Origin of the sequence: Bacillus sp. J41TS8 (assembly GCF_018333035.1) — a bacterium.
GTDB lineage: Bacteria > Bacillota > Bacilli > Bacillales > Bacillaceae > Bacillus > Bacillus paralicheniformis.
The window spans coordinates 58,533-81,744 of the sequence record NZ_BORF01000001.1; the positions used below are offsets into that span (position 1 = coordinate 58,533).

A 23,212-nucleotide genomic window follows, 5' to 3' on the forward strand; every position below is an offset into this window, starting at 1 on the left:
AGCCAAGTCATGGACACCGCTTTACTCTCCGTCAGGCAAGCGGCTTTTTGACGACTGCTGTTTTTCAGCAGTCTTTTTTTCTTGCGGGGAATGTACTTTATCATATGGGGGATGAAGCAAAAACGTTCCGTTCCCATCTCGAAATAGGTACTGAATCGAACCGTGCTGATCCGTTCTGAACACCTTCACATGGTGGCGGTTTAAGATATCCAGCACTTCCCCGTGGGGATGGCCGTAGCGGTTGTGCTCTCCCGCCGAAATGATGGCTGCTTTCGGCTCAATTTGCTTAATCAGATCTTCCCCCGTAGAACCTTTGCTTCCATGGTGACCGACTTTCAGAATATCCGCTTTAAGATTCGGATACACTTTCATCATCTCATTTTCACCTTCTTTCTCCAAATCGCCCGTTAACAGCCATGAAAATTCGCCCGCTTTCATCCACAATACGAGGGAACCGTTATTTTTACTGTTTTTGTCCGCCTCTTTCGGTGAAAGAACATAAAATTCAAGATTGCCAATATGAAGGATGTCACCTCTTTTAGCTACATGCACCTTGACGCCTTCTTTCAAGGCAAGGCGAAGCAGCTTTTCATCAGACGGTTCCGCTGCGAAGCCTTTCGGCACGATCAATTGCTTGACTTTATGTTTTTGGATCAGCACTTGAGCTTCACCAATATGATCCTGATCAGCATGAGTCAAAATTAAAGCATCGAGTTTCTTGACTCCTTTGGATGCCAGAAATGGCATTAATACGCTCTCTCCCAGGGAAAAATCCTTTTTCCGCTTTCTCCACTGCTCTTTCCGAAAGGATACGGTTCCTCCCGTATCAATGAAGACGGTGCCATTCTGACCGGGAGCGCTGACATACATGCTGTCACCTTGGCCGATATCAAGCATCGTGACCTCTCCTTCTCCTGCAAACTGAGGAAGACATAAGTGAATCGCAAACACAGCGGCAAGGAAGCCGGACGAAATCATAACCGCACGAAACGACATCTCTTTTTCAAGAAACAGCAAAAACAGAAAAATAGCTGCGAAGTAGAAAAACAACAAAATATCCGGCGGTTTAACCGCAGAAAAAACGAAAACATCTGCGGCAGACACCGCTTTAACAGCCTGATGACTCCACACAAGCAGACGGTCCAGCACACAGGCTGCCGCCTCCCCCAGGGGACGAAAACATATGAAAGCCAACAGACTTCCGAAAGACAGCGGCATGATGATAAAAATATAGAGAGGTATGAAAAGCAGATTCATCACTGTGCTGAGAAATGAAAACTCTTGAAAATGAATAAGCAGAATCGGAAGGGAAGCGAGCTGAGCCAAAAATGACCCCAATAGCAGCTGAGAGATTCGGCTTTTCGGCTTGATCAATATTTCTTTTGAAAGAATGAAAACGAAGGATATGGCAAAAGAAAGCTGAAATCCGGCTTGAAACAGCAGATAAGGATGATACAACAGCAGTCCGAGGCAGGCGATGCTGATCACATCGGCGCTTTTGAAGTTCTTATTAGACAGTGACGCCAGCAGATAGATTTCAGACATGAGAACCGCCCTCACTACCGAAGGGGCGCCTCCGGTCAAAACTGCAGCAACGGGCAGCCCGAAAACGAGCAGCCATTTGGCGCATTCTCTCGTCAAACCGAAGCGAATAAATACGTGGAACAGAGCGGCCGACAACAGACCGACATGAAGCCCGGAAATCGCTAAAAGGTGAATGATCCCAAGACGCTGATAGCCGTCCAGCACATCTTGTTCAATGAGAAACCGGTCCCCGAAAGTAAGCGCTCTTACAATACCGGCAGCCGGATTAGCCATATTTTCTTCTGTAAAATCAAGGCCCGCTTTTCGGATGTTCAATAGAAATGGCATAAGACCGCCGCCCGGCTTGCAGTTTTCAATGGACTGAACCGCAAATATCCAGTGAATCCCTTTTTGATACAAGGATTCTTTTTGATCAAAAGTTCCAGGAACCGTCTCTTTTTTCGGCGCTCTTAATTCACCTTGCATGATACAGATGCTTCCCGGCTGAAGAGCGGAGAGCGCCCGTTTTTCTTGCGGAGACCGGATCGTATAGCCCGCTTTCAAAGCTTCCCCCTTATCTGTTTCGGCTGTGAATGAAAGCCAGTCTCCGTCTATTATGGGGATATCCCGAACAGAAGCAAACGTGTGAAATTTGCCTTCATGATAAATCGTTGTATTGAAATGGTCAATCATGTAAAAAGAGGTGAAATATAAAATACAAATCGCTGCACATATGATGAAAAGGAGTATTTGTTTCTTGAAGAAACAGAGGATAAAGAACAGAAAAAAACCGACGGCGAGGAAGAGATAAAGAGAAGAGTGAGCGGAGGCGATTCCGGCTGCCGCTGAAATCGCTCCGCACGGGAAGATGCGATGTCTGTCCATTGGATTACACGTAGCTTGTAAACAGTTTGTTAGCCTCTGCGTGTATTTTCCTGATTTCCTCTTCCTCAAGGCCTTTATCAGCCAGCTGTTTGATCAGATCGGCCACAAACGATAACTTTTCCTGGTTTTTTAAGTCGATAATCATCTCATCGAGCTCTACCTGCTCCACTTTAACAGAAGCCTGATCGAAAAGTTCAACCGCGTAAGGATGGTTTTTGTAATCCTTCGCATAGTATATCGTTTTAATACCTGCCTGAATGATCGATTTACAGCATTGAATGCACGGAAAATGCGTGACATATATTTCAGCGCCTTCGGTCGGAACGCCGAATTTTGCACACTGAAGAATCGCGTTCATCTCGGCGTGAATCGTTCTGATGCAATGCCCGTCCACCATATAGCAGCCTTCATCCGCACAGTGAACACCTCCGGCGATCGATCCGTTGTAGCCTCCTGCGATAATCCGTTTATCCCTGACAATCGTCGCCCCTACAGCAAGCCTTGTACACGTGCTGCGAAGCGCCAGCAAATGGCTTTGCGCCATAAAATATTGATCCCAAGAAATCCGTTCCACTTGTTTTCCCTCCAAAAATACGATGTCGACTTCCCTAAGTTTACATATGTTTATCCGCAAACGTCAATTTACTTTACCGTGATGGAAGATTTTATTCTTTCAAAAGACTTTTCTCCAATTCCCGAAACGTTTGTTATGTCTTCAATCGTCTGAAACATTCCGTTCTCCTCGCGGTATTCGACTACCGCTTCCGCTTTTGAAGGACCGATCCCGGGAATCGTCTGAAGCTCCGCAGAGGAAGCCGTATTGATATTGACGATATCACTTGAGCTGCCGTCTGCTCTTGAGTCCGCTTCCGAAAGAGAGCCAGCGGCCTCTTCCCCTTCAAATGGAATGTAAAGAACCATACCGTCCCGCAAAACGGCTGCCAGATTAATCTGCTTTTGGTCCGCTTTTTTCTCGGTGCCGCCTGCTTTTTTTAATGCATCGTGCACCCTGTCTCCCTCCTTCATTTGATAGACGCCCGGATTTTTCACAGCGCCTTTCAAATCGATGATAACCGCCTCATCCCCCGCGTTTTTTTCCCGCTTCACCTCCTCTTTCTTGTCAAAAGTCTGTGCAGAAGCCTCTTCAGGAATGGAGAAGCCGGATGAAGTTTCACGCTTTCCGCTTAACAGCATGAAGGCAGCGCTGATGATCAAGACGAGTGCCACACCTCCCGCCGCATGCCATTTATATTGTTTTAGCCAATCTGTCAAACTGCTCACCTGCTTTCATACATATTTTGACTGAATCCTTCATATCGTTTAAAAGATACAGGTTCAAAGGAGGGGAGAACGATTGAATATCGGCTTTATCGGGACAGGAAATATGGGGACCATTTTAATTGAGGCGTTGATTGAATCCAGAGCGGTCATTCCCTCATCTTTAACAATTACTAACCGAACGATCGACAAAGCGTTAAACATAAAAAAACGATTCCCAGACATTCAGGTTGCAGAACGGCCGGAAGAAGTGATCACGGAAAGTGATGCCGTGTTTATCTGTGTAAAGCCGCTGGATATTTATCCTTTGCTAAAGCGGCTCTCACCCGTCTTCACCCGCGATCAGATTGTGGTCACCATTACGAGTCCGGTGCAGGTCGAACAGCTGGAAGCCATCGTCTCCTGCCAGGCGGCAAGAGTGATCCCGAGTATTACGAACAGAGCGTTGTCTGGTGTGTCATTATTGACTTACGGAGAAAGCTGCACAGCTGAGGCAAAAGAAAAATTGACGGCTTTAGTGAGCAATATCTCAATCCCTCTTGAAATCGAAAGCGGGATTACGAGGGTCGCCTCAGACATTATCAGCTGCGGCCCCGCCTTTATCAGTTATTTGGTTCAGGAGTTTATTCAGGCCGCTGTCGAAGAAACCTCCGTATCAAAAGAAGACGCGATTTTAATGACGACAGAAATGCTGGTAGGTTTGGGAAGGCTGCTCGAAACAGGGCATTACACATTGCCCGCCCTGCAGGAAAAGGTGTGCGTTAAAGGCGGTGTAACCGGTGAGGGAATTAAGGCGCTGGAAAGCGGTGTTCAGGATATGTTCCGCCAGATGTTCCGAAACACCCATTTGAAGTATGAAGAAGATATCGCTCTAGTCAAGAAGCAATTTTCCGTTTGATTCATTGTTTCACGAATTCGCTGAAATTTTCAACAAAGGAAAAATGCATTATGAAAAACCATCGTTACGATTAAACGATGGTTTTTGTTTTTTTCGCTGTATAAAAATGACGTTCCGACTCTGCGCCAGGCTCCAATTTTGAAAAATCGGCAGTCACGCACTGCACCTCAAATCCGGCTTGCCGCAATAAGCTGATATACTTTTCCGTCTGGAAAGTCCGCTGTTCATGCGATTCATCAAACCTTTCGTATACGCCTCCGCTTTCTACGAAGAAGGTCAAATCGTGAACAGCTGAATGAGGCTCATCCCCCGCATAGCTTTGCCAAATGACGCTCACTTCTTCATCCTGATCAGCATACGTACTTCCCGGAAAAATGACATCCATTTTGTAAATGGAATGAACATCAAACAGAAGAAGGCCGCCTTCTTTTAATAGAGAAAAAACGTTTTTAAAAGTATTGAAAACGTCTTTTTCGCCCTTTAGATAATTCAGCGAGTCACAGCAGATCACAACCGCGTCAAACTCTTGCCCGTGCCCGGCAAGCTCGCGCATATCCTGCTGGAAGAACTGAATATCGAGCTGCCGGACGGCTGCTTTGTACTGAGCCTGCGCGAGCATATCTTCGCTGATATCGATTCCTGTGACATCGTAGCCTTTTTCAGCCAAACGGACCGATATTTCACCCGTTCCGCACGCTAGATCAAGTATCCGTATACGTTCTTTTTGCTGCACACCGATCTTTTTTTCAATCCAGCTGACCCACTCATCGTAAGGGGCGTGAGACATCAGCTTGTCATAAATACCGGAAAATCCTTTATAGATCATTCATTAACTCCGAACGAAAGGTCTTCAGTCGGCGCGTCTCCCCACAGCTTTTCAAGGTTGTAATAGCCTCGTTCCTCTTTGTGGAAAACGTGGACAACGACATCGCCCAAATCGATTAAAACCCATCTGGCTTCGTCAAAGCCCTCCATTTTCTTCACATCGATTCCATTTTCTTCAGCTTGATCCTTAATTTCCCGGGCAATGGCCTGAACCTGTTTGTCAGAATTCCCGTGGCAAATCAGAAAATAATCAGCCACGAGGGAAATCCCCTGCATATTCAAGGCGATAATTTCTTCCGCCCGTTTATCATCGCAGGCCTCTGCGGCAATTTTTAAAATTGAAGCTTGATCCATTCAGTAATTCCTCCTAATGTCTATCGTTTACTAAAGCATTATATGTGGCGACCGTTTCCGGATAAACGGCCTGATTTTTTGAAATTAAAAAGGTAATCGTATTTTTCAATGCCTGGATAAGGGCCAAATCCAAATCTTCTTCAGCGAGAGTCCGAACCTCTTCAACCCCTGGAAAACGGCGGCCCGGCTCGATATAATCCGCTACATAAATCACTTTCTCAAGAAGAGTCATATTCGGCCTTCCGGACGTATGAAATCGAATGGCTGACAGGATGTCTTCATCCGTAATTCCAACCTCTGTTTTGACAAGCGCTGCTCCTGCCGGCGCATGCCAAAGTTCATGATGAAAATCGAGCACTTCAAGCGGCCCGCCCCCGTTGAGGATGATTTGTTTCATTTCCTCTTTCGGGCGAAATTTGGCATAGTCATGAAATATCGCGGCGATTTCGGCTTTTTTCACATCTGCGCCAAACCGTTCGGCAAGTTTTACAGCCGTCTCCATTACGCCGACCGTATGGATGTAGCGTTGTTCTGTCAGCTGTTCTTGCACGCAGGCTAAGGCTTCCTCACGTTTCATATAGATGATTCTCCTTCACATAGACCTTCACTTCGTCAGGGATTAAATAATCTGTCGGCTGCTGATTTTTAATGCGGTCCCTAAGTAAAGATGATGACACTTCAAAAATAGGCACATCGACAAAAACGAGCGGATACGGCGTCTCAATTTGAAAGCCGGGCCGCTTCACTCCGACAAATTGAATCATGTTGACAAGCTTGTCAATGTTTGACCATTTCGGCAGGTATTCCACCATATCCGCGCCGATAATAAAGTAAAACTTATCGTTTGGATATCGGTCTTTCAGCAGGCGAACGGTATCAAATGTATAAGAAGGGCCTTCCCTTTCGAGTTCGATCGTCTCCAATTTAAATTGCTCTTTCCCCGATATGGCGAGCTTCAGCATTTCCGCCCTGTGCATACTTAGCGAAAACGAGTTTTTTTGTTTATGCGGCGGAATTTGGTTGGGCATGAACCAAATTTCATCAAGATCCAGTTGATACAGGACTTCATTTGCCATTAATAAATGCCCGTTGTGCGGAGGATCAAATGTCCCTCCAAAAATCCCGATTTTCCTCATGATTACCACCTTTAAGCGTTAAGGAAGCTCAATTTTTTTATTTTCTTTCGACTCCTTATACAGCACGATAATGTTTCCGATCGTCTGCACCAGTTCGGCGCGTGCTCCGCCCGCCAGCGCTTCGGCTACTTCCTCTTTAGGCTGCTCGCAGTTTTGCAGCACGCTCACCTTGATCAATTCCCTGGCTTCAAGCGCTTCACTGATTTGTTTGACCATGTTTTCGTTGACTCCGCCTTTACCGACTTGAAAAATCGGTGACAGATGATGCGCTTCCCGGCGCAAATAGCGTTTTTGTTTTCCTGTTAGCATGATTTTCCTCCTAGTTGCTGTAACACAATTGATTTCATTTTTTCCATATTCGGCTCATGTCCGGTCCACAGCTCAAAAGCAAGGGCCGCCTGGCCGATGAACATGCCGACTCCGTCCAATGTTTTCAAGCCTTTTGCTTCAGCCTCCTGCAGCAGGGCCGTTTTCAGCGGATTGTAGATAATATCGCATACAAGGCACGTTTCTTTCGCATTCGCCAATGAAAGCGGGGCAGCTTCGATGTTCGGGTGCATCCCGACCGACGTCGTTTGAATCACGATATCATATGCTGACAAGTTTGCTTCCGCTTCCTGCAACGACAAAGCACGTGCCTCTCCTTCAAAACGCCGAGTGAACGCTAGTGCCTTTTCAGGCGTACGATTCGCCACGTCCAGCTGCTTCGGCATCTCAGCTGCCAGAGTGGTAAATATCGCCCTCGCCGCACCGCCGGCTCCGATCAACAGTATCGAAAGCTCAGAAAGGGGACGATCAAGGGATGGCTTCAGCGATTTAAGAAATCCTGCTCCATCTGTATTATATCCGACCAGCCCTTCTTTTTCTCTTCTGACAGTGTTGACCGCCCCGAGAGCTTCGGCGCTTTCATCAATACGGTCGAGATGCTTCATGATCGATACTTTATGGGGGACGGTCACATTAAACCCTTGAATGCCAAGAGCCCGCATACCTTTCACAGCATCTTCAAGATCTTCGTTTTCCACGCGAAAAGCGTGATAATGCCCTTCTAAAGAAAGATCTTCCAAAGCCGCATTATGGATGTCCGGAGACATGGAATGAGCCACCGGATTGCCAATCAGTCCGTATATCGGTTTCATAACTCTCTCCCCTTAGCACTTATATTAGAGATCTGCGCAAAAACACGTGAACGCCTTTAGGCGCGTGGGCGACAATTTTTTGGTTCGCCTCTTGGACGGTTACCCAGCCGAGGCCCGAGAACACAACGTCCGTTTTCGGCTCTTTAATCGTAAACGTATGTTTAACAAGCTCCGGAAACGAGTCAAGATCTTCTTTTGCAGGGGGAGCAAGCATTTCCCCAGCGTGCTTTTCATACAGCTGATCCGCGTTTTCAAGCTTTGTTCTGTGGATGTTGAGTTCATTCGGCATATAGCATACAAACGAAGATCTGCCTCCGCTTGCATAATCAAACCGCGACAATCCGCCGAAGAACAGCGTCTGTTCTTCGTTCAGCTGAAAGGTGCGGGGCTTCAGCTCCTTCTTCGGCGTTAATATTTTCAGATCGCGTTTCGCGACATAGTGCGCCATTTGATGATGGTTGATGATTCCCGGCGTATCATACATCGCTGATCCGTCATCCAGAGGAATTTCAATCGCGTCAAGCGTCGTCCCCGGATATTGGGATGTCGTGATAATGTCGCCCTCTCCGGAAACCTCTTTAATAATCCGGTTGATAAACGTTGATTTCCCTACGTTCGTACATCCGACGACATATACGTCTTTGCCTTGTCTGTAATGCTCGATCGCATCGATCGCATCTTTCATCCCCTGCCCGCGCCCGGCGCTGACGAGCAGCACATCAACAGGCCTTAAGCCGAGCTCTTTCGCTTCGCGCTTCATCCAGTTTACAAGGCGCTCGCGCTTGACTGATTTAGGGAGAATATCTGCTTTGTTTCCTATTAATAAGATCGGATTGCCTCCGACAAAGCGGTTTAGTCCGTTGATCCAGCTTCCGTTGAAATCAAAGATATCAACGATTTTCACGATGAGCGAATCCGTTTCCCCGATGCCGTGAAGGATTTTCAAAAAGTCATCGTCCGTCAGTGAAACATCCTGAATTTCGTTATAATTTTTCAATCTGAAGCAGCGCTGGCAGATGACATTGTCTTTTAACAGCGATGCTTCAGGCGCGTAGCCCAGTTTATTTTTATCTTCGGTTTGAATGGCGACTCCGCATCCGATACAAACTACCTTTTCCATTCTTTAATCCTCCCACTGAATATGGCCTTTCCGTTTTAAAGCGCTGAGAATTCTGCGTTCCACCTGGCGGTTGAAACGCGTAAAAAAGCCGTCGGAAGCAGCCACAGGCACGACAAGAATGGTATGAAACCCATTGCGGTTCCCTCCCAGCACATCTGTCATGAGCTGATCTCCTATGACAACGACGTCTTCTTTTTTAAGACCCATATTTTTGACGGCTTTTCTGAAAGCTCTGCCCATCGGCTTTTTCGCTTTGTAAATAAACGGAATATTAAGCGGTTCAGAAAATATTTTGACGCGTTTTTCATTATTATTTGAGACAATTGTCACTTTAATGCCGTGCTCTTTCATCTCTTCAAACCACTCGATGAGACGCGGTGTCGCACTAGGCCTGTCCCATTCTACAAGCGTGTTGTCCAAATCCGTAATAATCCCTTTTACATTGCGCTCTTTTAGTTTTTCAGGGGTAATATGAAAAATATTTTTTACAAATTCATCCGGCAAAAAGAACTTTTTTAACACAAAGCCGCACCCTTTCCTTTCAATTACTGCTTCTTTTTTCAATGTGTCGAATCAAATCTAAAAGTGTCTTAAAAAATCGGCTGTCCGAAAAGTTTTCGACATATAATAGGATTCTTCAACAGGTGTGGATAAAATTACACACAGTATCCACTCATATTTCATCGACCTTTTATTAAATTATAAACATGATACCCACAAGTTATCCACTTTTTGGTGTGGATAACAGAACGATTGTTCTTGCCCAATATTCATGATAGATTATAGGTACTTCAAACAAAGATCATATAACTTAACATTTTATGCTTATTCCAAACAGGTTATTCCAATTTTTATGAGGAGGTGTCTTTCCCATTAAATGGGTACCGAGTATGAAAAAGCTGTCTGATGAACTTTTAATAGAATCATACATTAAAGCAAATGAGATGAATTTAAACCGCGAATTCATCGAGCTGATTGAAACCGAAATCAAAAGAAGGTCGCTCGGTCATCTGCTTTCCGTCTCTTCATAGCTCAAGCACTCCCGGGCGCTCTTGCCGCTTTTTTTCACTTAGGTTGATATTATATCACTTGAATAATACGCTTACTACTGTTTTTCATGAAAAAACACCTCTCTAAAAGAGGTGCTATTTGAAGAATCCGTGAGGACTAAGCCAGTAGAACCCGCCGATGACGAGCAGGACGACTAAAAGGACGACAACGAACGCATATCCGTATGCGGCGCCTGCATATCCGGGATAAGCCGGGTACGAACACGGACCAGCGGGAAAAGGATATCCCATCGCATCATTCCTCCTTTAGACTGTTATAGTAACAGCCTATGAAGAAAAAGGAGAAATGGCTAGGCCTTTTACTTAAATCAAGAAGTTTTTATGACTTTACTTTCATTAATTCCTTCAAAAACAATTCGCGCGCCTTTTGGGGTTAAGTGATTTCCCGATGGGTCGATAAACCCCGAATGGATCAGCTTCTCATCTGTAGCTCCGCCTGCTTTTTTCACGATGTTTTTCCAGTTGTCGATTAGCGGCACATCAAGCTCACGCGCCGTTTCCCTTGTGACGTCATTATAGGAATCGTGCCATTTACGCGCCCCTCCGTATTTTTCAAACGAAGCAGCCCGGTATCTTGCATAATAAAAGATGTTGTCCCCGCTTCCTTCGACGATCGGCAGGCACGTCATTAGTATCGGCTCTATCCCGCGGAGGCGGCTTTCTTTAACAAAATAATAGAGGTTTTCTTTAAACCTTTTTTTGGATACGCGCGGCAGTCCTTTCGCAAGAATTGCTGCATCATTTGTTCCGAACATGATAAAAAGATATGCCGGCTCGTCATCCAGCACATCCTTCCTGAACCGAAGCCTGGCGTCTTCCGTTGTTTCTCCGCCTATTCCCGCATTATTTATTTTGTACTGCCCTTGAAGGGAAGTCTGAAGTAAATTGACCCATTTTTCCGCTTTTGGATAATCGCGAAATTGCCAATTTGAGCCGCGTGTATTGCTGTCTCCAAATGCTACGACTTTTCTGGGATCGTCCTCTCCGCATCCTGCAAGCAGAAGCAGAAAGACGAGGACCATCACCAAGCTTTTTTTCATTCGTTCCACCTCCAAAAGCCAATACTACGATCATATAGGAGAGAAGCTGCACTTTCAATGGGAGAAATCTCTGCCATCCTGCAAGCGTTTAGTCCTTACTATGCCTTTAACCTGTCCCCCCTGTTTAAAAACATTCGTATTGGTTCACGGTTTTCCGACAAACAATGAATATGTTTTGACAGGTCGAAAGCCTAATTTTTCAGCGAGGCGAATCGATGCAATGTTTTGCCGGTCGCAATCCCAGCGCGGTTTCAAGCGGTTCTCTATTGCATACGCGATAAAGGCGCCGGCGCAGCGGACTGCAAACCCATGTCCCCTGTAATCCGGGTGTGTTGCGATATCAACTTCAGCAAAGCGTTCCGAACAAAAAATGGTGACACATTCACTGGCGATCACACCTTCATGCGACACTTTAAATCCGAAACCGTTCTTCATAAAACGGTCTGGCCCTCCCCAATACTCAATCGCGTATTTTTCCGTGAAATTCGCGCTTTTTTGAAGGTCATCTTCAGAAAATCTTTCAACACCGGCAAATGCGGCGCTGCGAACACATTCCTCTTTTCCAAGAAAAAATGACACGCGCTCCATTTGCTGCAGAGGATCACCAAGCCCCCCGATTAAAAAGGCGTCCCACTCTTCAGAAGCCGAAAACACGGTAAAGCGCGCTCCGTTCCTCTGTTCATTCAGATAATGAAGCCATTCGCTCCTTCCGCTGTCGGGGATATCTCCAGCGACATAATAAATCCCGGCAGCTGTTCGAAAAAGAACAGTGGCCGGTGTGAGGAAATCATCGATATAAACGTTTCCTTCGATAAGTCCTTCGGCTATCGCATGCGCGAATGTCGGACTTTCTTCTGTTAACAAAACCTTTGCTTTTCGTTTTTCAGTCGATTTCAGTTCAATCAACATGACTCCTCCTCGAACTTGAGACCGATCGTCAAGCCCCGCTGGCTGATTCGGTGCCGTATTCAATATCGCGGTCAAAGATAAAAACAGACACCGCAATATCCTCCTGAATTTTGATGTCTGTAAAAAGGTGCTCGAGCTTCGCTCCGATGAGCTGCTCCATTCCCTCCGGCACGTGATTGGAGTAGTGTTTCTGAATCAGGGTCGTCCTTGCGGCATGGACCATTTCTCTTCCCTCCGACGTGCTTGCGATAAATTGCTCGCTCGCCGTCAAATTGCCGTAAAGCGTCGAAACTGCCATATTGTCGACAAAGACCGTGTGAATCCGTTCAGGCCCCTTGCCAAACAGCTCTTTTCGAAGCTTGCGGATCATATCGTTGAATTCGTGGATTTTTTTAGACATCATACATACCCCTTCCGTTTAACCTTCCATCTGTCTCGATGTCCCCTAGACATTTCACTTGGTTAAAATTTTCCTATTCTATTGAATTATAATCAATATCACTTTATAATAAAAGCCGGGCTGATGGATTTGTAATACCGTCGTGTTATGAATCTATCGAATTCTGACAATATAGGATTGGTCTGTTAGTAAGCTTTGCTAGTAAACTATTCCGCCATGTATGTTTATACCGCTTCCCGCACCGGGATTCGGTATATATGTACATGGCTTTTTTGATTTTGAAAAGATGATGGAGGGGAATAAAGATGGACGGAAAGCCAATCAGTGTCCGGATAGACGGCAAAGAAATTAAAGCAGCGGCCGGGGCAACCGTTTTAGACATATTGAACAAAAACGGGTTTGAACACCCGCAAATATGCCATGTTCCGGAGACGGATCCTATTCAAACGTGTGATACCTGTATTGTGGAAGCAGACGGAAAATTAAAGCGGGCATGCTCCCTGCGGGCAGAAGACGGAATGACGGTCAGCCTGTCTGGAGAACGGGTTAAAGCAGCACAAAAAGAAGCAATGGACCGCCTGCTCGAAAACCATTTGCTTTATTGTACGGTATGCGACAACAACAACGGCAACTGTACGCTACATAATACGGCAGAAATGATGGGAATCGAAGAGCAGAAATACCCTTACACGCCAAAAGAAGACCCGTCTTGTGCAGTCGATATGTCGCATCCCTTTTACCGCTATGATCCGAATCAGTGCATCGCATGCGGACAATGTGTTGAAGTGTGCCAAAACCTGCAGGTCAATGAGACGCTCTCGATTGACTGGGAGCGTGAACGGCCGCGGGTGATCTGGGATGAAGGCGTTTCAATCAATGAGTCATCATGCGTCAGCTGCGGGCAGTGTGTCACGGTTTGTCCGTGCAATGCGCTAATGGAAAAATCGATGCTTGGAAAAGCCGGGTTCATGACAGGCATCAAACCGGATGTCATGGAGCCGATGATCGATCTTGTCAAAGATGTAGAGCCGGGATACAGCAGCATCTTTGCCGTTTCAGAAGTCGAGGCGGCGATGCGTTCACAGCAGATTAAAAAGACAAAGACCGTCTGTACATTTTGCGGTGTCGGCTGTTCATATGAAGTATGGACAAAAGGCCGTGACATCTTAAAAATTCAGCCTGTGTCAGAAGCTCCCGTCAACGCCATTTCGACGTGTGTGAAAGGGAAATTCGGATGGGATTTCGTAAATGCGGAAGAGCGTTTAACCAAACCACTGATCCGCAAAAATGATGAATTTGTCGAGTCAACTTGGGAAGAAGCGCTTGACTATGTCGCCCGCAGATTAGGCTCAATTCGGGAGCAGAGCGGAAAAGACGCCGTCGGGTTTATTTCGTCTTCAAAAATCACGAATGAAGAAAACTACTTGATGCAAAAGCTGGCGCGGCAAGTATTTGGCACTAACAATGTCGACAACTGTTCGCGGTACTGCCAGTCTCCGGCAACGGACGGATTGTTCCGCACAGTCGGCATGGGCGGCGATGCCGGCACCATTCAAGACATCGCGAAAGCAGGCCTCGTCATCATCGTCGGCGCCAACCCGGCCGAAGGCCACCCGGTACTGGCAACCCGTGTGAAGCGCGCCCATAAGCTTCACGGACAAAAACTGATCGTCGCCGACCTTCGCAAAAACGAAATGGCCGAACGCTCGGATCTGTTTATCAGACCGCGGCAAGGAACTGATCAAGTATGGCTGATGGCCGTGACGAAGTATATGATCGACCAAGGCTGGCACGATCAGGCGTTTATCAATGAAAACGTCAATTTCTTTGAAGAATATAAGCAATCGCTTGAGACATACACCCTTGAATATGCAGAAAAAATCACAGGCATTAATCAACAGACGCTGATCCAAATCGCTGAGATGGTCCGCGACGCCGACGGCACGTGCGTCCTCTGGGGGATGGGCGTCACCCAAAACACAGGCGGTTCCGACACGTCCGCCGCAATTTCAAACCTGCTTTTAGCTACCGGCAATTACCGCCGCCCGGGCGCTGGGGCGTACCCGCTCCGCGGCCACAACAATGTCCAGGGCGCCTGCGATATGGGGACGCTTCCCGGCTGGCTTCCGGGATATCAGCACATTACAGATGACAAAGCGCGGAAAAAGTTCGAACAAGCTTACGGCACAACAATCGACAATAAACCTGGGCTTGACAACATCGAAATGCTTCACGCCGTTGAAGAAGGCAAAATGAAAGCCATGTATATCGTCGGAGAAGATATGGCTTTAGTCGATTCAAACGCAAACCGGGTCCATGACATTTTATCAAGCCTTGATTTCCTTGTGGTTCAGGATATGTTCCTTTCGAAAACAGCCCAATATGCCGACGTTGTTCTGCCTGCGACAGCTTCACTTGAAAAAGATGGAACTTTCACAAACACGGAAAGACGCGTCCAGCGATTGTATCAGGCCCTTTCGCCGCTCGGAGACGCAAAGCCGGACTGGGTCATCATTCAAGAGATCGCAAACCGGCTTGGAGCTGACTGGCATTACAGCCACCCGGGAGACATTTTTTCAGAAATGGCAAGCCTGTCACCGCTGTTCGCAAAGGCGGATTATGACGCAATTGAAGGATGGAACAGCTTCCTGTGGGGCAGCCTGACCGGAGAAAGCACGCCTCTTTTATATGAAGACGGCTTTAACTTCCCTGATCGGAAAGCGCGCTTTGCCCTCGCAGACTGGACAGAGCCTGCCGAATTTCCTGAAGAGTACGACCTTCACATTAACAACGGCCGAATGCTGGAGCATTTTCACGAAGGAAATATGACGAACAAATCGGCAGGCATCCAGGCGAAAGTGCCGGACGTCTTTGTTGAAGTCTCGCCTGAGCTCGCCAAAGACAGGGGCATCTGCGACGGATCGCAGGTCAGACTGATCTCGCCGTTTGGCGCCGTAAAATTAACCGCGCTTGTGACAGACCGGGTTAGAGCGAACGAATTGTATTTGCCGATGAACTCGACAGATAAAGAATCGGCGATCAATTTCTTGACAGGTCCCGCAGTAGATGCGCGTACCAATACACCGGCTTACAAGCAGACAAAGGTGCGTATGGAAGTGCTCGGCGGATGCGCAGAACCGCCGCTGCCGAAAACAAATCCGCGCAATAAGAAACGCCATCCGCAAAACGGAGCTGAAGTCGAGCGGAAATGGAAGCGTCCGGGGTACGTTCATTTAACAGACTAAATCAAAAGGAGGTCATCACACATGGCAGCTCCCATCACCGCCATCCGCAAAGAAGACAAATCTGAGGAGCAAATACAGCTTGAAAAATTAGAAGAACTCAAAGCCCTTTTGGCTGAACAGGAAGCCGCCGTTTCAAAAACGATGAAGCTTCTCGGCGAACTGAACGGCCTCGGGGTCCTTGATGCCGCAGACAGCATGATCGGCGCGAAGGAAGATATCGCCAAAATCATCCTCGGCCAGCTGTCTAAAGAGCCGGCCAAAAACCTGATGAATACAGCCATTGCGGCAGGCGGCGCGCTCTCCAAAGCCGAACCGGAAATCATGGGGAAACTGGTAGAAAGCATCGTCGCCGGCACAAAACAAGGAGAGGACTTTTTAAAAAGCGATAAAAAAACCGGGGTCCTCGATCTGCTGAAAGCCATGAACGACCCGGACATCAACCGGGCCGTCGGCTTCGGCCTGCAATTTTTAAAAGGCATGGGAAAAGCATTGAAAGACTAACAAATAAGAAAACCGGCTCACCACTTTGAGCCGGTTTTTCCTATTGGCGATAAAAGCAAACCTTTCTGTCGCCTCATTTGCTGTGTGTTTCATCTTTTTTATTCAGCGATTCTTTTAAAATATTAAAAACTGCCACCGCAATAACGACAGTCATTAACCCTGTCGTCAGCAGATTTGGGAAGGTTTCCTGAACCCCGATCATGACCACGCTCAGCACAATCAACGAAAGTATGAACAGACGTTTGTTTTTCATCTGCCGCACCGGACTAACTGATTGATAGCGTTTACCCTATGGTGAACCGTCCGGCACCCTCACCTCCTTGCCTTCATTATCCCGCTATTGTTAACTTTTGTAAACGGCTAAAAATTGGAAGCGGTTGCAAAAACAAGCGGCTGCATGCCGAACAGAACGCCGGAATATTTGGCAGTCCGGCAATTTTGCCAGGTACAGACACAGACATCCCCCCTCCCACATACATTTACATATAGGCTTCTGCCTACATACATTATGTGGAGGTGCCGATAATGACAGGTGTTTTTGCAGCGCTCGGTTATGTCATCAAGGAACTCGTTTTTTTAGTATCATATGTGAAAAACAATGCCTTTCCACAGCCGCTGTCAAGCAGTGACGAAAAAAAGTACTTGGAGCTGATGGCCCAGGGGGATGAACACGCGAGAAACATGCTGATCGAGCATAACCTCCGGCTGGTCGCCCACATCGTCAAAAAATTTGAAAACACAGGCGAAGATGCAGAAGACCTGATTTCCATCGGAACGATCGGGCTGATCAAAGCGATCGAAAGCTATTCAGCCGGAAAAGGAACGAAGCTCGCCACTTATGCGGCGCGGTGTATAGAAAACGAGATCCTCATGCATTTGCGGGCATTGAAAAAAACGAAAAAAGACGTCTCCCTCCATGACCCGATCGGCCAGGACAAAGAAGGCAACGAAATGACCACTAGACTTTATCCGTGTCAAACTCCTTGATTATAAATGGTTTTCAAGTTAGTTTTTTTAGCTCTCCAAAAAAGGACCAGCGAGGTCCTTTTCATTTTACATATTTTACTCCTTGAAAATCGAACATACGTTCCTTATAATAGGCTGGAGGAAGGTGATCATCATGAAGGACGAAAACTTAAAAGATCGCGGAACAATTAAATGGACAGCTATGATGCTACCGGAGCATGTCGGCCTGCTCCGCGAATTAGAAAGCAGCCAGGACAAAGTAAAAAGGCCGGTTCTTGACATGTCTCAGATCGAAGATATGCAAATGGTCATAAGTGAAGCAATGGAGCTTAATAATCCAGTTCAGTTTTCTGTATTTAAGCCGCTGCCAATGCTTAACGGACCCGAAACCGGGGAGATCGTTCAAATCGAGGGCCATATCCATTACATAAACCAGCTGCGCGAGCTGTTCCATGTCGTGGATTCAAAAGGAGACACCAGCCTCATTAAATTTGAGGATGTGGTCGGCGTGGAAATGAAATAAGCCCTTCTGAAAAATGTGAAGGGCTTTTCTTCTGTTACAATTGATGTGATGAAACATGCACTGAATGTATATCAAATTAATTAGTCCTTCAATAGTTAGTTAATGTTTAGTTGTTATTAGGATGCTAACCTTTCCGAAACTTTATAAGAAGGATAATCAGCTTGGACGTATGAGGAACCAATCGCGCCAACTGCACTTAATAAAAGAACGGCACAAATCAATAACTTAGATTTCATCTACAATCCCACTCCTTTGAATTTGTCTTCTTCCGTCGTATGCAATTCGGTAGAACTCACAGGCATCGCGAACTTTTTCTTTACCCTCTAAAACTTCTGCAGCGATGACACCATAGTCTTCCATATCAGCATACAGACCATTGTCTTTGAAGAACTTAAAGGACTCCCTAATTAAGTCTACATCATGAATCAAATAAAGCCCCTTTAGCATTTCAAGTTTCGCAAGATCGTATGTGTTGCGATTTTTTTCAGCCAATTCTTTCCCCTCAAAATAAAGGTCATCGGCTGCTCTCCATTCAGCCTGCTTTGCTTTAACATGGGCAAGGTTAAACAAAGTTTTCGGTATAAAGCTGTGATTTCCCTCTTTATACACTTCCAGGGCTTTTTTGAGATGATTGGATGACTTTTCAAGTTCTTCAAGCTGATTATAACATATTCCAAGATTCAAATGCGATGAGCCAATTAAATGATCAGCACCGAGATCATTTGATTCCTCGAGCGCTTTATGTAAATTGATTAATGCTTTTTCTGGATACATTTTGTCAATTAGATTCCCCGTTAAAATGAACTGACATTGGACTCTACGCTCTCCGTATGTTTCATATTTTTTGTATATATTATATGCACGGGTGGCATAATTCATCGAAAAAAACGTTTGTTTCATATGATAATACACTTCTGATGCTTTGAAATAAAATTCGGCTTTCTCCAATTCGTCGCACTCAAAAGAATCAAGTTGTTTCTCAGCATTTCTATAAAAATTCAGTGCTAGTATCAATTCCTTTTGTCTGAAATGGTACATCCCTGCAAAGAATTGATAATAATACTCCAACATTCCTTCTAGATTATTCTGATCCCTAATTTTCTTAAATTCATCAAAGCGTGCATCTAAATTCCCACCTGGATCAGAGTACATATAATCAAACTGAAGATTATGCCGAAACTTCAATAAGTTATAATAGACAAGCACGTCTTGGTTCTCTTCCATTTGAGCTATTTCTTTTTCAACTTCTTTTCTAGTATCTTCTGCCTGACCAGGCCAATTGTTTTTTAAGGCGGTGTACCAAAAATTCATTTTTGTCGCAACCAAATCATAAGGTATGACGTTCACATATCCTCTTCCTTTCTCTCAAGATTGTAATTTTTCAGAAAAATCAATCGAATGGATTTCCTTTTTCTTCATGGTAATCATTTTACAGAAAACATCAATTCTTGACAACAACAATCTAACGACACTATCTTTCGGGTTTTTTGACCTAATCATTATGATTCATTTTCATAGTTAAGCAGGATTTATTCACCAATTCTTTTCTATAAAGTGGTAAACTCATTTTAGAATAAGTCTTTTGAAAGGGTTTGACGTATGAAAGTCTTTGAAGCGAGTTCTTTAATTGAAACAGCGAACAAACGCCAAAAAGAATATGAAGCCTTTGAAGAGCAATTGCAAACACTGAAAAAAGCGTTTCTGGGCGTCGCTGATTTAGGTGATGATTTTCAAGGGAAAGGCGCGGACAACATTAAAGACTTCTTTAGAGGACAGGCAGAGGTCGTTGATAGCTGGCTCAAGCTTGTCGATGCACAGATTGCTTTTTTTAAAGGGATTTCCGGCGATATTAAAAATCAAAAGCTGTCCAATTCATATGTGGAAGTCTCTTTTCTGGATCATGAGCTGAAAAATGCGGATTTGAAAGCAACGGAAATCGTCTCAGGGCTTAAGCTGGAAATGGATAAGATCATCGCCAGCGTAAGCGATATTGTGGACTTGGACAATTGGACGCTAGATGACTATATTGATAAAATGGGTAAGGCTCAAGAAACCCGCCAGAACACGATCGATGCCGTCAACAAGCTTGATGAATCGTTAAAGACTGAATACTCAAATTTAGAAGCTCTTGACAACGCAGTGCTCGCCAAGTATTCCGGTCTTATGGAGGCCACAAGCAATGGAAAGAGCGTGGCCCCGATGCATTTTAGTTTGAAGTCGTTTCATTCCAGTGAAATCTACAAGAATACGATGGAAGTTGAAAAACAAGCCACTAACTACATCGACTTCAAAAACGAACAAACGGAAGCGCGACGGCTGCGGGAAAAACAAGAAGAAGAAGCAAACAAGCCTTGGTATTTAAAAGCGCTTGATGCCGGTGGAACATTTTTAGGAGAAATCAGCGGGTATTATGATTATAAAAGAGCTGCTGAAGGGGTTGACCCGGTCACAGGAGAAAAGCTGACAGACGGCCAGCGTGTCGCCGCCGGAGCGATGGCAGCAGCCGGCTATATTCCGATTGTCGGCTGGGCCGGTAAACTCGCAAAGGGCGGAAAAGCCGTTTATTCAACTAGGAAGGCGATCTATGCCGCAGATAAAGCACTTGATACGTATAAAACAACCCAAACATTTCAAGGACTAAAAAATGCCGAAAAAGGCCTTTACGGGTTGGCCACAGCTAATGGATTTAGTGAGTTTATCATAGGCCGAGATATGTTTGGAAATGAGATTTCAGATGAGCAACGCCAAGAGAGTCTACATCATGCATTAGCATTGATAACACCTATTGGTATGAGTAAAGCTGGGAAAGTTCTGAATTTAAATTCCAACACGAAAAAACCATCTAATCTCTACAGAGGAGACAATAGTCTCCATTCACCTAAATCACCAAAAGGAATAGGAAAATCGTATATCGATCCCGAGACAGGTAACCTCGTACCAGTCAACAAAACAGGGATGTATAAAGGACGGCAGGTAACTGTAACAGAGCACATTTTAGGGGGTTTCCGAAGTGCCGCCAAATCTAATAGTCCATATACTAGCTTTACTATTAATAAAAACGTAGTGAAAAGCTATGGAGATAATACGATTGAACTTGACTTTCCTGCTTTGCGTAAAGCAATCAGATCCGGGGAATTAAAAGATGTCGCAATTCTCTCCCCAAGACAAATCGAACGATTAATCAAAAATGATAAGCACTCAAATCACTGGAAAAACATGGCCTTAAAATGGACAAAGAGAGACAATGAATATTTGGTTAGAGGGGAAATCCCTAGCAGATTTATTAAAGTACCTGGAAAGGAGTCGAAGTAGATGAATTTATATTATAAGGACGTAAACCTCGGTGAAATTAAGGATAATTATGTGGTAGATGGAATGTGGCTGTATGGTGAAATCTTTCCGAATGATAACCTCGAAATATTCCGGGAGTTTTTTAAAGCTTTGGTTGATGAAGATCATGACTTCCAAGAAGATCATTATGACGAAGACTGGCTAAACGAGGAAAACTGGTTTATAACAGATAAGGACGGGGTGAAAAAAGGAATTATCGTCCCCGCCGTTTATGAAGATGGAGCAATCAATTGGAGATGGAGATAAACTATTATGCGGCCCATTTTACAAGGGTCGCTTTATTAAGTTCCAAACTTTTTAGGTAATAAAGTTTTAACGTACTTCCCCTTAAAATACCTCCAATTTTTAACACCTTCGATACAGTCAAAAAAGTCTTTACGTTCATAATAGCCAATATTTCTTAATATTATATACAGCAATATATCACAAGTTCTAAATAGTAAACGATTAAAGGAATCTATTTCTTTATGTGTTTGATATCCCAAAGTTCCTTTTTTAAATTGGATTTGATATTCGGTAATTTGTATTTTAGATGGATGTGTAAACTGAGATAATTTCGAATAAAGTTCTTTCGTATCTTTAACCATACTTTCAGTTAAACCATTAAGTTCATCAATGGGAGCAATAGAAGAACGAGGTATTTCTTGATAGAAGTAATCCAACTTTTCTTCAAGAGTTTTCCCTTTACATAATTGATCTACAGCTGCATATTTTATAGTTGCCTCTAACATATATCTTAATTCTCTTTTAACAGCATTAAGCACAATTTCACTAGTGACTATATCAATAGCTGTAACTGACCCAATTAAATCACTAGTTCCAAATATTAAAGCAGAATCTTTAAAAGTTTCGTAGTCTCTAGATGAAACTAATGAAACTAAAAATAATCCCTTTCTAATATCGTCTATTAAATCCTTCATATATTTGGATGCTTGCTTATATGCTTGGGTATTCAATACCTCCTCTTCATGCCATTTTTTTTTCTCTTCAACTTTTTCTTTAAAAGAATCGTCCCCAAAATGTGTCATTAATATCCCCCACTACTATCTTTTTTAATTTTTAAAAACTTGTTGCTTCAATAGGTGCAGCAAAGTTTCCCAAGCAAGTTTACCTTTATAATATCATTTGATTAATAAAAAAGAAAAATATTATAGTTGTGAACTTAATAAAAAAGACTTTAATATTCACCTAGAAAATTTCCTTGAGGACAGACACGGACTGTTTTTCTCTGGCATACATTGATGTACGCGTCTGTCTAAATTTTTGGGGGTGCTAAAATGTCTGCTGTTTTTGGTGCACTGAGTTTTATCCTCAAGGAGCTTGTTTTTTTAGTATCATATGTCAAAAACAATGCATTTCCGCAACCGCTGTCAAAGAGCGACGAAAAAAAATACTTAGAATTGATGGCTCAAGGGGATGAAAACGCAAGGAATATGTTGATTGAGCACAACCTTCGATTAGTAGCCCACATTGTTAAAAAATTCGAGAATACAAAAGAAGATCAGGAGGATTTGATTTCCATTGGAACCATTGGATTAATAAAAGCGATTGAAAGCTATTCCCCTGATAAAGGAACTAAGCTTGCCACCTATGCAGCTCGATGTGTAGAAAATGAAATCCTGATGCATTTGAGAACTCGGAAGAAAACTCAAAAGGATGTTTCATTACACGAACCCATCGGCCAAGATCAAGAAGGAAATGAAATATCACTGATTAATGTGCTGAAATCTGAAAATGAGGATGTTATCGACACAATCCAGTTAAATCTGGAATTAGACAAAATAAAAAGACACATCAATATTTTAGATGAGCGTGAAAAACAAGTTATATTCGGAAGGTTTGGACTTAATTTAAAAAAAGAAAAAACACAAAAAGAAATTGCAAAGGAACTGGGGATCTCACGCAGTTATGTTTCTAGGATTGAAAAACGCGCTTTAATGAAGATGTTCCATGAGTTTTATCGAGAAGAAAAGGAAAGGGTTAAGAAAGAAAAACAAAAAAACAAGCAGAAAAAAATTTAGCCCTTCAATAATGAAGGGCTTATCATC

The 23,212-nt window shown here is 44.4% G+C and carries 26 protein-coding genes and 1 pseudogene; 9 read left to right on the forward strand and 18 right to left on the reverse strand.

The genetic code is table 11. From position 1 onward, the window contains the following. Nucleotides 1-21 precede the first annotated feature (21 nt). From KI350_RS00320 to KI350_RS00330, 3 genes are all read right to left on the reverse strand, one after another. Nucleotides 22-2,409 carry a DNA internalization-related competence protein ComEC/Rec2 gene (locus KI350_RS00320; protein ID WP_059231267.1) on the reverse strand — a complete coding sequence of 796 codons (2,388 nt, stop codon included), beginning with the start codon at nucleotides 2,407-2,409 and terminating at the stop codon, nucleotides 22-24. 4 nt (nucleotides 2,410-2,413) lie between these two features. Next, nucleotides 2,414-2,983: a ComE operon protein 2 gene (locus tag KI350_RS00325; protein ID WP_020452273.1), complete on the reverse strand. Its 570-nt coding sequence runs from the start codon at nucleotides 2,981-2,983 to the stop codon at nucleotides 2,414-2,416. Between the two features lie 68 nt (nucleotides 2,984-3,051). Next, nucleotides 3,052-3,681 carry a helix-hairpin-helix domain-containing protein gene (locus KI350_RS00330; protein ID WP_059231264.1) on the reverse strand — a complete coding sequence of 210 codons (630 nt, stop codon included), beginning with the start codon at nucleotides 3,679-3,681 and terminating at the stop codon, nucleotides 3,052-3,054. 82 nt (nucleotides 3,682-3,763) lie between these two features. Between KI350_RS00330 and comER the strand changes: the two genes are divergently transcribed. Then, the gene (gene comER, locus KI350_RS00335; RefSeq protein WP_059231262.1) at nucleotides 3,764-4,585 is read left to right on the forward strand and encodes a late competence protein ComER; all 822 of its coding nucleotides are present in this window, start codon (nucleotides 3,764-3,766) and stop codon (nucleotides 4,583-4,585) included. A gap of 70 nt (nucleotides 4,586-4,655) precedes the next feature. On the opposite strand, the gene KI350_RS00340 is transcribed toward comER, so the two are convergent. The 8 genes from KI350_RS00340 to KI350_RS00375 are packed head-to-tail and all read right to left on the reverse strand — an operon-like array spanning nucleotide 4,656 to nucleotide 9,681. Beyond that, nucleotides 4,656-5,411, reverse strand: a complete 756-nt coding sequence (locus KI350_RS00340) for a class I SAM-dependent DNA methyltransferase (RefSeq protein ID WP_059231261.1) — start codon at nucleotides 5,409-5,411, stop codon at nucleotides 4,656-4,658. Then, nucleotides 5,408-5,764, reverse strand: a complete 357-nt coding sequence (rsfS, locus tag KI350_RS00345) for a ribosome silencing factor (protein WP_059231259.1) — start codon at nucleotides 5,762-5,764, stop codon at nucleotides 5,408-5,410. Before rsfS ends, KI350_RS00340 begins: the two co-directional genes overlap by 4 nt. 13 nt (nucleotides 5,765-5,777) lie before the next feature. Beyond that, nucleotides 5,778-6,341, reverse strand: a complete 564-nt coding sequence (gene yqeK / locus KI350_RS00350; RefSeq protein WP_059231257.1) for a bis(5'-nucleosyl)-tetraphosphatase (symmetrical) YqeK — start codon at nucleotides 6,339-6,341, stop codon at nucleotides 5,778-5,780. Further along, nucleotides 6,331-6,900: a nicotinate-nucleotide adenylyltransferase gene (locus tag KI350_RS00355; protein WP_059231254.1), complete on the reverse strand. Its 570-nt coding sequence runs from the start codon at nucleotides 6,898-6,900 to the stop codon at nucleotides 6,331-6,333. Before KI350_RS00355 ends, yqeK begins: the two co-directional genes overlap by 11 nt. An 18-nt stretch (nucleotides 6,901-6,918) precedes the next feature. Further along, a complete protein-coding gene (gene yhbY / locus KI350_RS00360; RefSeq protein ID WP_003183704.1) occupies nucleotides 6,919-7,209 on the reverse strand; it encodes a ribosome assembly RNA-binding protein YhbY in 291 nt (96 codons plus the stop codon). Beyond that, a complete protein-coding gene (gene aroE, locus KI350_RS00365; protein WP_059231252.1) occupies nucleotides 7,203-8,039 on the reverse strand; it encodes a shikimate dehydrogenase in 837 nt (278 codons plus the stop codon). Before aroE ends, yhbY begins: the two co-directional genes overlap by 7 nt. 19 nt (nucleotides 8,040-8,058) lie before the next feature. Continuing rightward, nucleotides 8,059-9,159, reverse strand: a complete 1,101-nt coding sequence (gene yqeH, locus KI350_RS00370) for a ribosome biogenesis GTPase YqeH (protein WP_023855259.1) — start codon at nucleotides 9,157-9,159, stop codon at nucleotides 8,059-8,061. A 3-nt stretch (nucleotides 9,160-9,162) separates the two neighbouring features. After that, nucleotides 9,163-9,681: a YqeG family HAD IIIA-type phosphatase gene (locus KI350_RS00375; RefSeq protein ID WP_020452282.1), complete on the reverse strand. Its 519-nt coding sequence runs from the start codon at nucleotides 9,679-9,681 to the stop codon at nucleotides 9,163-9,165. A gap of 368 nt (nucleotides 9,682-10,049) precedes the next feature. On the opposite strand from KI350_RS00375, the gene sda reads away from it, so the two are divergent. Continuing rightward, nucleotides 10,050-10,190 carry a sporulation histidine kinase inhibitor Sda gene (gene sda, locus KI350_RS00380; RefSeq protein WP_003183713.1) on the forward strand — a complete coding sequence of 47 codons (141 nt, stop codon included), beginning with the start codon at nucleotides 10,050-10,052 and terminating at the stop codon, nucleotides 10,188-10,190. A 114-nt stretch (nucleotides 10,191-10,304) separates the two neighbouring features. Here sda and KI350_RS00385 read toward each other — a convergent pair whose 3' ends face one another. The 4 genes from KI350_RS00385 to KI350_RS00400 form a co-directional block, all read right to left on the reverse strand. After that, complete coding sequence (locus KI350_RS00385; protein WP_023855260.1) at nucleotides 10,305-10,460, reverse strand: hypothetical protein; 156 nt, start codon at nucleotides 10,458-10,460, stop codon at nucleotides 10,305-10,307. 77 nt (nucleotides 10,461-10,537) lie between these two features. Beyond that, on the reverse strand, nucleotides 10,538-11,269 hold the full coding sequence (locus KI350_RS00390) for an SGNH/GDSL hydrolase family protein (RefSeq protein WP_059231250.1): 732 nt from the start codon (nucleotides 11,267-11,269) through the stop codon (nucleotides 10,538-10,540). Between the two features lie 144 nt (nucleotides 11,270-11,413). After that, complete coding sequence (locus tag KI350_RS00395; protein ID WP_059231248.1) at nucleotides 11,414-12,178, reverse strand: GNAT family N-acetyltransferase; 765 nt, start codon at nucleotides 12,176-12,178, stop codon at nucleotides 11,414-11,416. Between the two features lie 28 nt (nucleotides 12,179-12,206). Then, nucleotides 12,207-12,578, reverse strand: coding sequence for a Na-translocating system protein MpsC family protein (locus KI350_RS00400; protein WP_059231245.1), 372 nt, complete (start codon nucleotides 12,576-12,578; stop codon nucleotides 12,207-12,209). Nucleotides 12,579-12,883: 305 nt separating this feature from the next. On the opposite strand from KI350_RS00400, the gene fdhF reads away from it, so the two are divergent. Both fdhF and KI350_RS00410 read left to right on the forward strand, forming a co-directional pair. Further along, complete coding sequence (fdhF, locus tag KI350_RS00405; RefSeq protein ID WP_059231244.1) at nucleotides 12,884-15,823, forward strand: formate dehydrogenase subunit alpha; 2,940 nt, start codon at nucleotides 12,884-12,886, stop codon at nucleotides 15,821-15,823. A 21-nt stretch (nucleotides 15,824-15,844) separates the two neighbouring features. Then, entirely contained in the window at nucleotides 15,845-16,324 is a 480-nt protein-coding gene (locus KI350_RS00410) for a helical membrane plugin domain-containing protein (RefSeq protein ID WP_059231241.1), read from the forward strand. A 73-nt stretch (nucleotides 16,325-16,397) separates the two neighbouring features. Here the strand turns inward: KI350_RS00410 and KI350_RS00415 are convergent, their stop codons facing one another. Further along, nucleotides 16,398-16,577, reverse strand: a complete 180-nt coding sequence (locus KI350_RS00415; RefSeq protein ID WP_023855265.1) for a hypothetical protein — start codon at nucleotides 16,575-16,577, stop codon at nucleotides 16,398-16,400. Nucleotides 16,578-16,849: 272 nt separating this feature from the next. Here KI350_RS00415 and sigK (KI350_RS00420) point away from each other — a divergent pair. Together sigK (KI350_RS00420) and KI350_RS00425 are read left to right on the forward strand one after the other, a co-directional pair. Next, nucleotides 16,850-17,281 (forward strand): annotated as a pseudogene (sigK, locus tag KI350_RS00420) (RNA polymerase sporulation sigma factor SigK); the annotation flags it as partial. 163 nt (nucleotides 17,282-17,444) lie between these two features. Continuing rightward, nucleotides 17,445-17,813 carry a YolD-like family protein gene (locus tag KI350_RS00425; protein WP_095345911.1) on the forward strand — a complete coding sequence of 123 codons (369 nt, stop codon included), beginning with the start codon at nucleotides 17,445-17,447 and terminating at the stop codon, nucleotides 17,811-17,813. 225 nt (nucleotides 17,814-18,038) lie between these two features. Here KI350_RS00425 and KI350_RS00430 read toward each other — a convergent pair whose 3' ends face one another. Beyond that, nucleotides 18,039-19,160, reverse strand: a complete 1,122-nt coding sequence (locus tag KI350_RS00430; protein ID WP_095345913.1) for a Rap family tetratricopeptide repeat protein — start codon at nucleotides 19,158-19,160, stop codon at nucleotides 18,039-18,041. A gap of 252 nt (nucleotides 19,161-19,412) precedes the next feature. On the opposite strand from KI350_RS00430, the gene KI350_RS00435 reads away from it, so the two are divergent. Both KI350_RS00435 and KI350_RS00440 read left to right on the forward strand, forming a co-directional pair. Beyond that, on the forward strand, nucleotides 19,413-21,125 hold the full coding sequence (locus KI350_RS00435) for a ribonuclease YeeF family protein (protein ID WP_098408232.1): 1,713 nt from the start codon (nucleotides 19,413-19,415) through the stop codon (nucleotides 21,123-21,125). Then, nucleotides 21,126-21,410 carry a hypothetical protein gene (locus KI350_RS00440; RefSeq protein WP_003186678.1) on the forward strand — a complete coding sequence of 95 codons (285 nt, stop codon included), beginning with the start codon at nucleotides 21,126-21,128 and terminating at the stop codon, nucleotides 21,408-21,410. A 35-nt stretch (nucleotides 21,411-21,445) separates the two neighbouring features. Here the strand turns inward: KI350_RS00440 and KI350_RS00445 are convergent, their stop codons facing one another. Further along, nucleotides 21,446-22,192, reverse strand: a complete 747-nt coding sequence (locus KI350_RS00445) for a hypothetical protein (RefSeq protein WP_212930400.1) — start codon at nucleotides 22,190-22,192, stop codon at nucleotides 21,446-21,448. A gap of 249 nt (nucleotides 22,193-22,441) precedes the next feature. Between KI350_RS00445 and sigK (KI350_RS00450) the strand changes: the two genes are divergently transcribed. After that, nucleotides 22,442-23,185: an RNA polymerase sporulation sigma factor SigK gene (gene sigK / locus KI350_RS00450; protein ID WP_212930401.1), complete on the forward strand. Its 744-nt coding sequence runs from the start codon at nucleotides 22,442-22,444 to the stop codon at nucleotides 23,183-23,185. Nucleotides 23,186-23,212: the final 27 nt, after the last annotated feature.

Bases quoted from the DNA above. Each gene is read 5' to 3' on its own strand.
- KI350_RS00320 (WP_059231267.1), bottom strand. From the start codon at position 2,409: ATGGACAGACATCGCATCTTCCCGTGCGGAGCGATTTCAGCGGCAGCC.
- KI350_RS00435 (WP_098408232.1), top strand. From the start codon at position 19,413: ATGAAAGTCTTTGAAGCGAGTTCTTTAATTGAAACAGCGAACAAACGC.
- KI350_RS00390 (WP_059231250.1), bottom strand. From the start codon at position 11,269: ATGAAAAAAAGCTTGGTGATGGTCCTCGTCTTTCTGCTTCTGCTTGCA.
- yqeK (WP_059231257.1), bottom strand. From the start codon at position 6,341: ATGAAACGTGAGGAAGCCTTAGCCTGCGTGCAAGAACAGCTGACAGAA.
- rsfS (WP_059231259.1), bottom strand. From the start codon at position 5,764: ATGGATCAAGCTTCAATTTTAAAAATTGCCGCAGAGGCCTGCGATGAT.
- yhbY (WP_003183704.1), bottom strand. From the start codon at position 7,209: ATGCTAACAGGAAAACAAAAACGCTATTTGCGCCGGGAAGCGCATCAT.
- KI350_RS00425 (WP_095345911.1), top strand. From the start codon at position 17,445: ATGAAGGACGAAAACTTAAAAGATCGCGGAACAATTAAATGGACAGCT.
- KI350_RS00415 (WP_023855265.1), bottom strand. From the start codon at position 16,577: ATGAAAAACAAACGTCTGTTCATACTTTCGTTGATTGTGCTGAGCGTG.
- KI350_RS00445 (WP_212930400.1), bottom strand. From the start codon at position 22,192: ATGACACATTTTGGGGACGATTCTTTTAAAGAAAAAGTTGAAGAGAAA.
- aroE (WP_059231252.1), bottom strand. From the start codon at position 8,039: ATGAAACCGATATACGGACTGATTGGCAATCCGGTGGCTCATTCCATG.
- KI350_RS00355 (WP_059231254.1), bottom strand. From the start codon at position 6,900: ATGAGGAAAATCGGGATTTTTGGAGGGACATTTGATCCTCCGCACAAC.
- KI350_RS00385 (WP_023855260.1), bottom strand. From the start codon at position 10,460: ATGGGATATCCTTTTCCCGCTGGTCCGTGTTCGTACCCGGCTTATCCC.
- KI350_RS00440 (WP_003186678.1), top strand. From the start codon at position 21,126: ATGAATTTATATTATAAGGACGTAAACCTCGGTGAAATTAAGGATAAT.
- fdhF (WP_059231244.1), top strand. From the start codon at position 12,884: ATGGACGGAAAGCCAATCAGTGTCCGGATAGACGGCAAAGAAATTAAA.
- KI350_RS00340 (WP_059231261.1), bottom strand. From the start codon at position 5,411: ATGATCTATAAAGGATTTTCCGGTATTTATGACAAGCTGATGTCTCAC.
- sigK (WP_212930401.1), top strand. From the start codon at position 22,442: ATGTCTGCTGTTTTTGGTGCACTGAGTTTTATCCTCAAGGAGCTTGTT.
- KI350_RS00400 (WP_059231245.1), bottom strand. From the start codon at position 12,578: ATGTCTAAAAAAATCCACGAATTCAACGATATGATCCGCAAGCTTCGA.
- sda (WP_003183713.1), top strand. From the start codon at position 10,050: ATGAAAAAGCTGTCTGATGAACTTTTAATAGAATCATACATTAAAGCA.
- KI350_RS00395 (WP_059231248.1), bottom strand. From the start codon at position 12,178: ATGTTGATTGAACTGAAATCGACTGAAAAACGAAAAGCAAAGGTTTTG.
- KI350_RS00410 (WP_059231241.1), top strand. From the start codon at position 15,845: ATGGCAGCTCCCATCACCGCCATCCGCAAAGAAGACAAATCTGAGGAG.
- yqeH (WP_023855259.1), bottom strand. From the start codon at position 9,159: ATGGAAAAGGTAGTTTGTATCGGATGCGGAGTCGCCATTCAAACCGAA.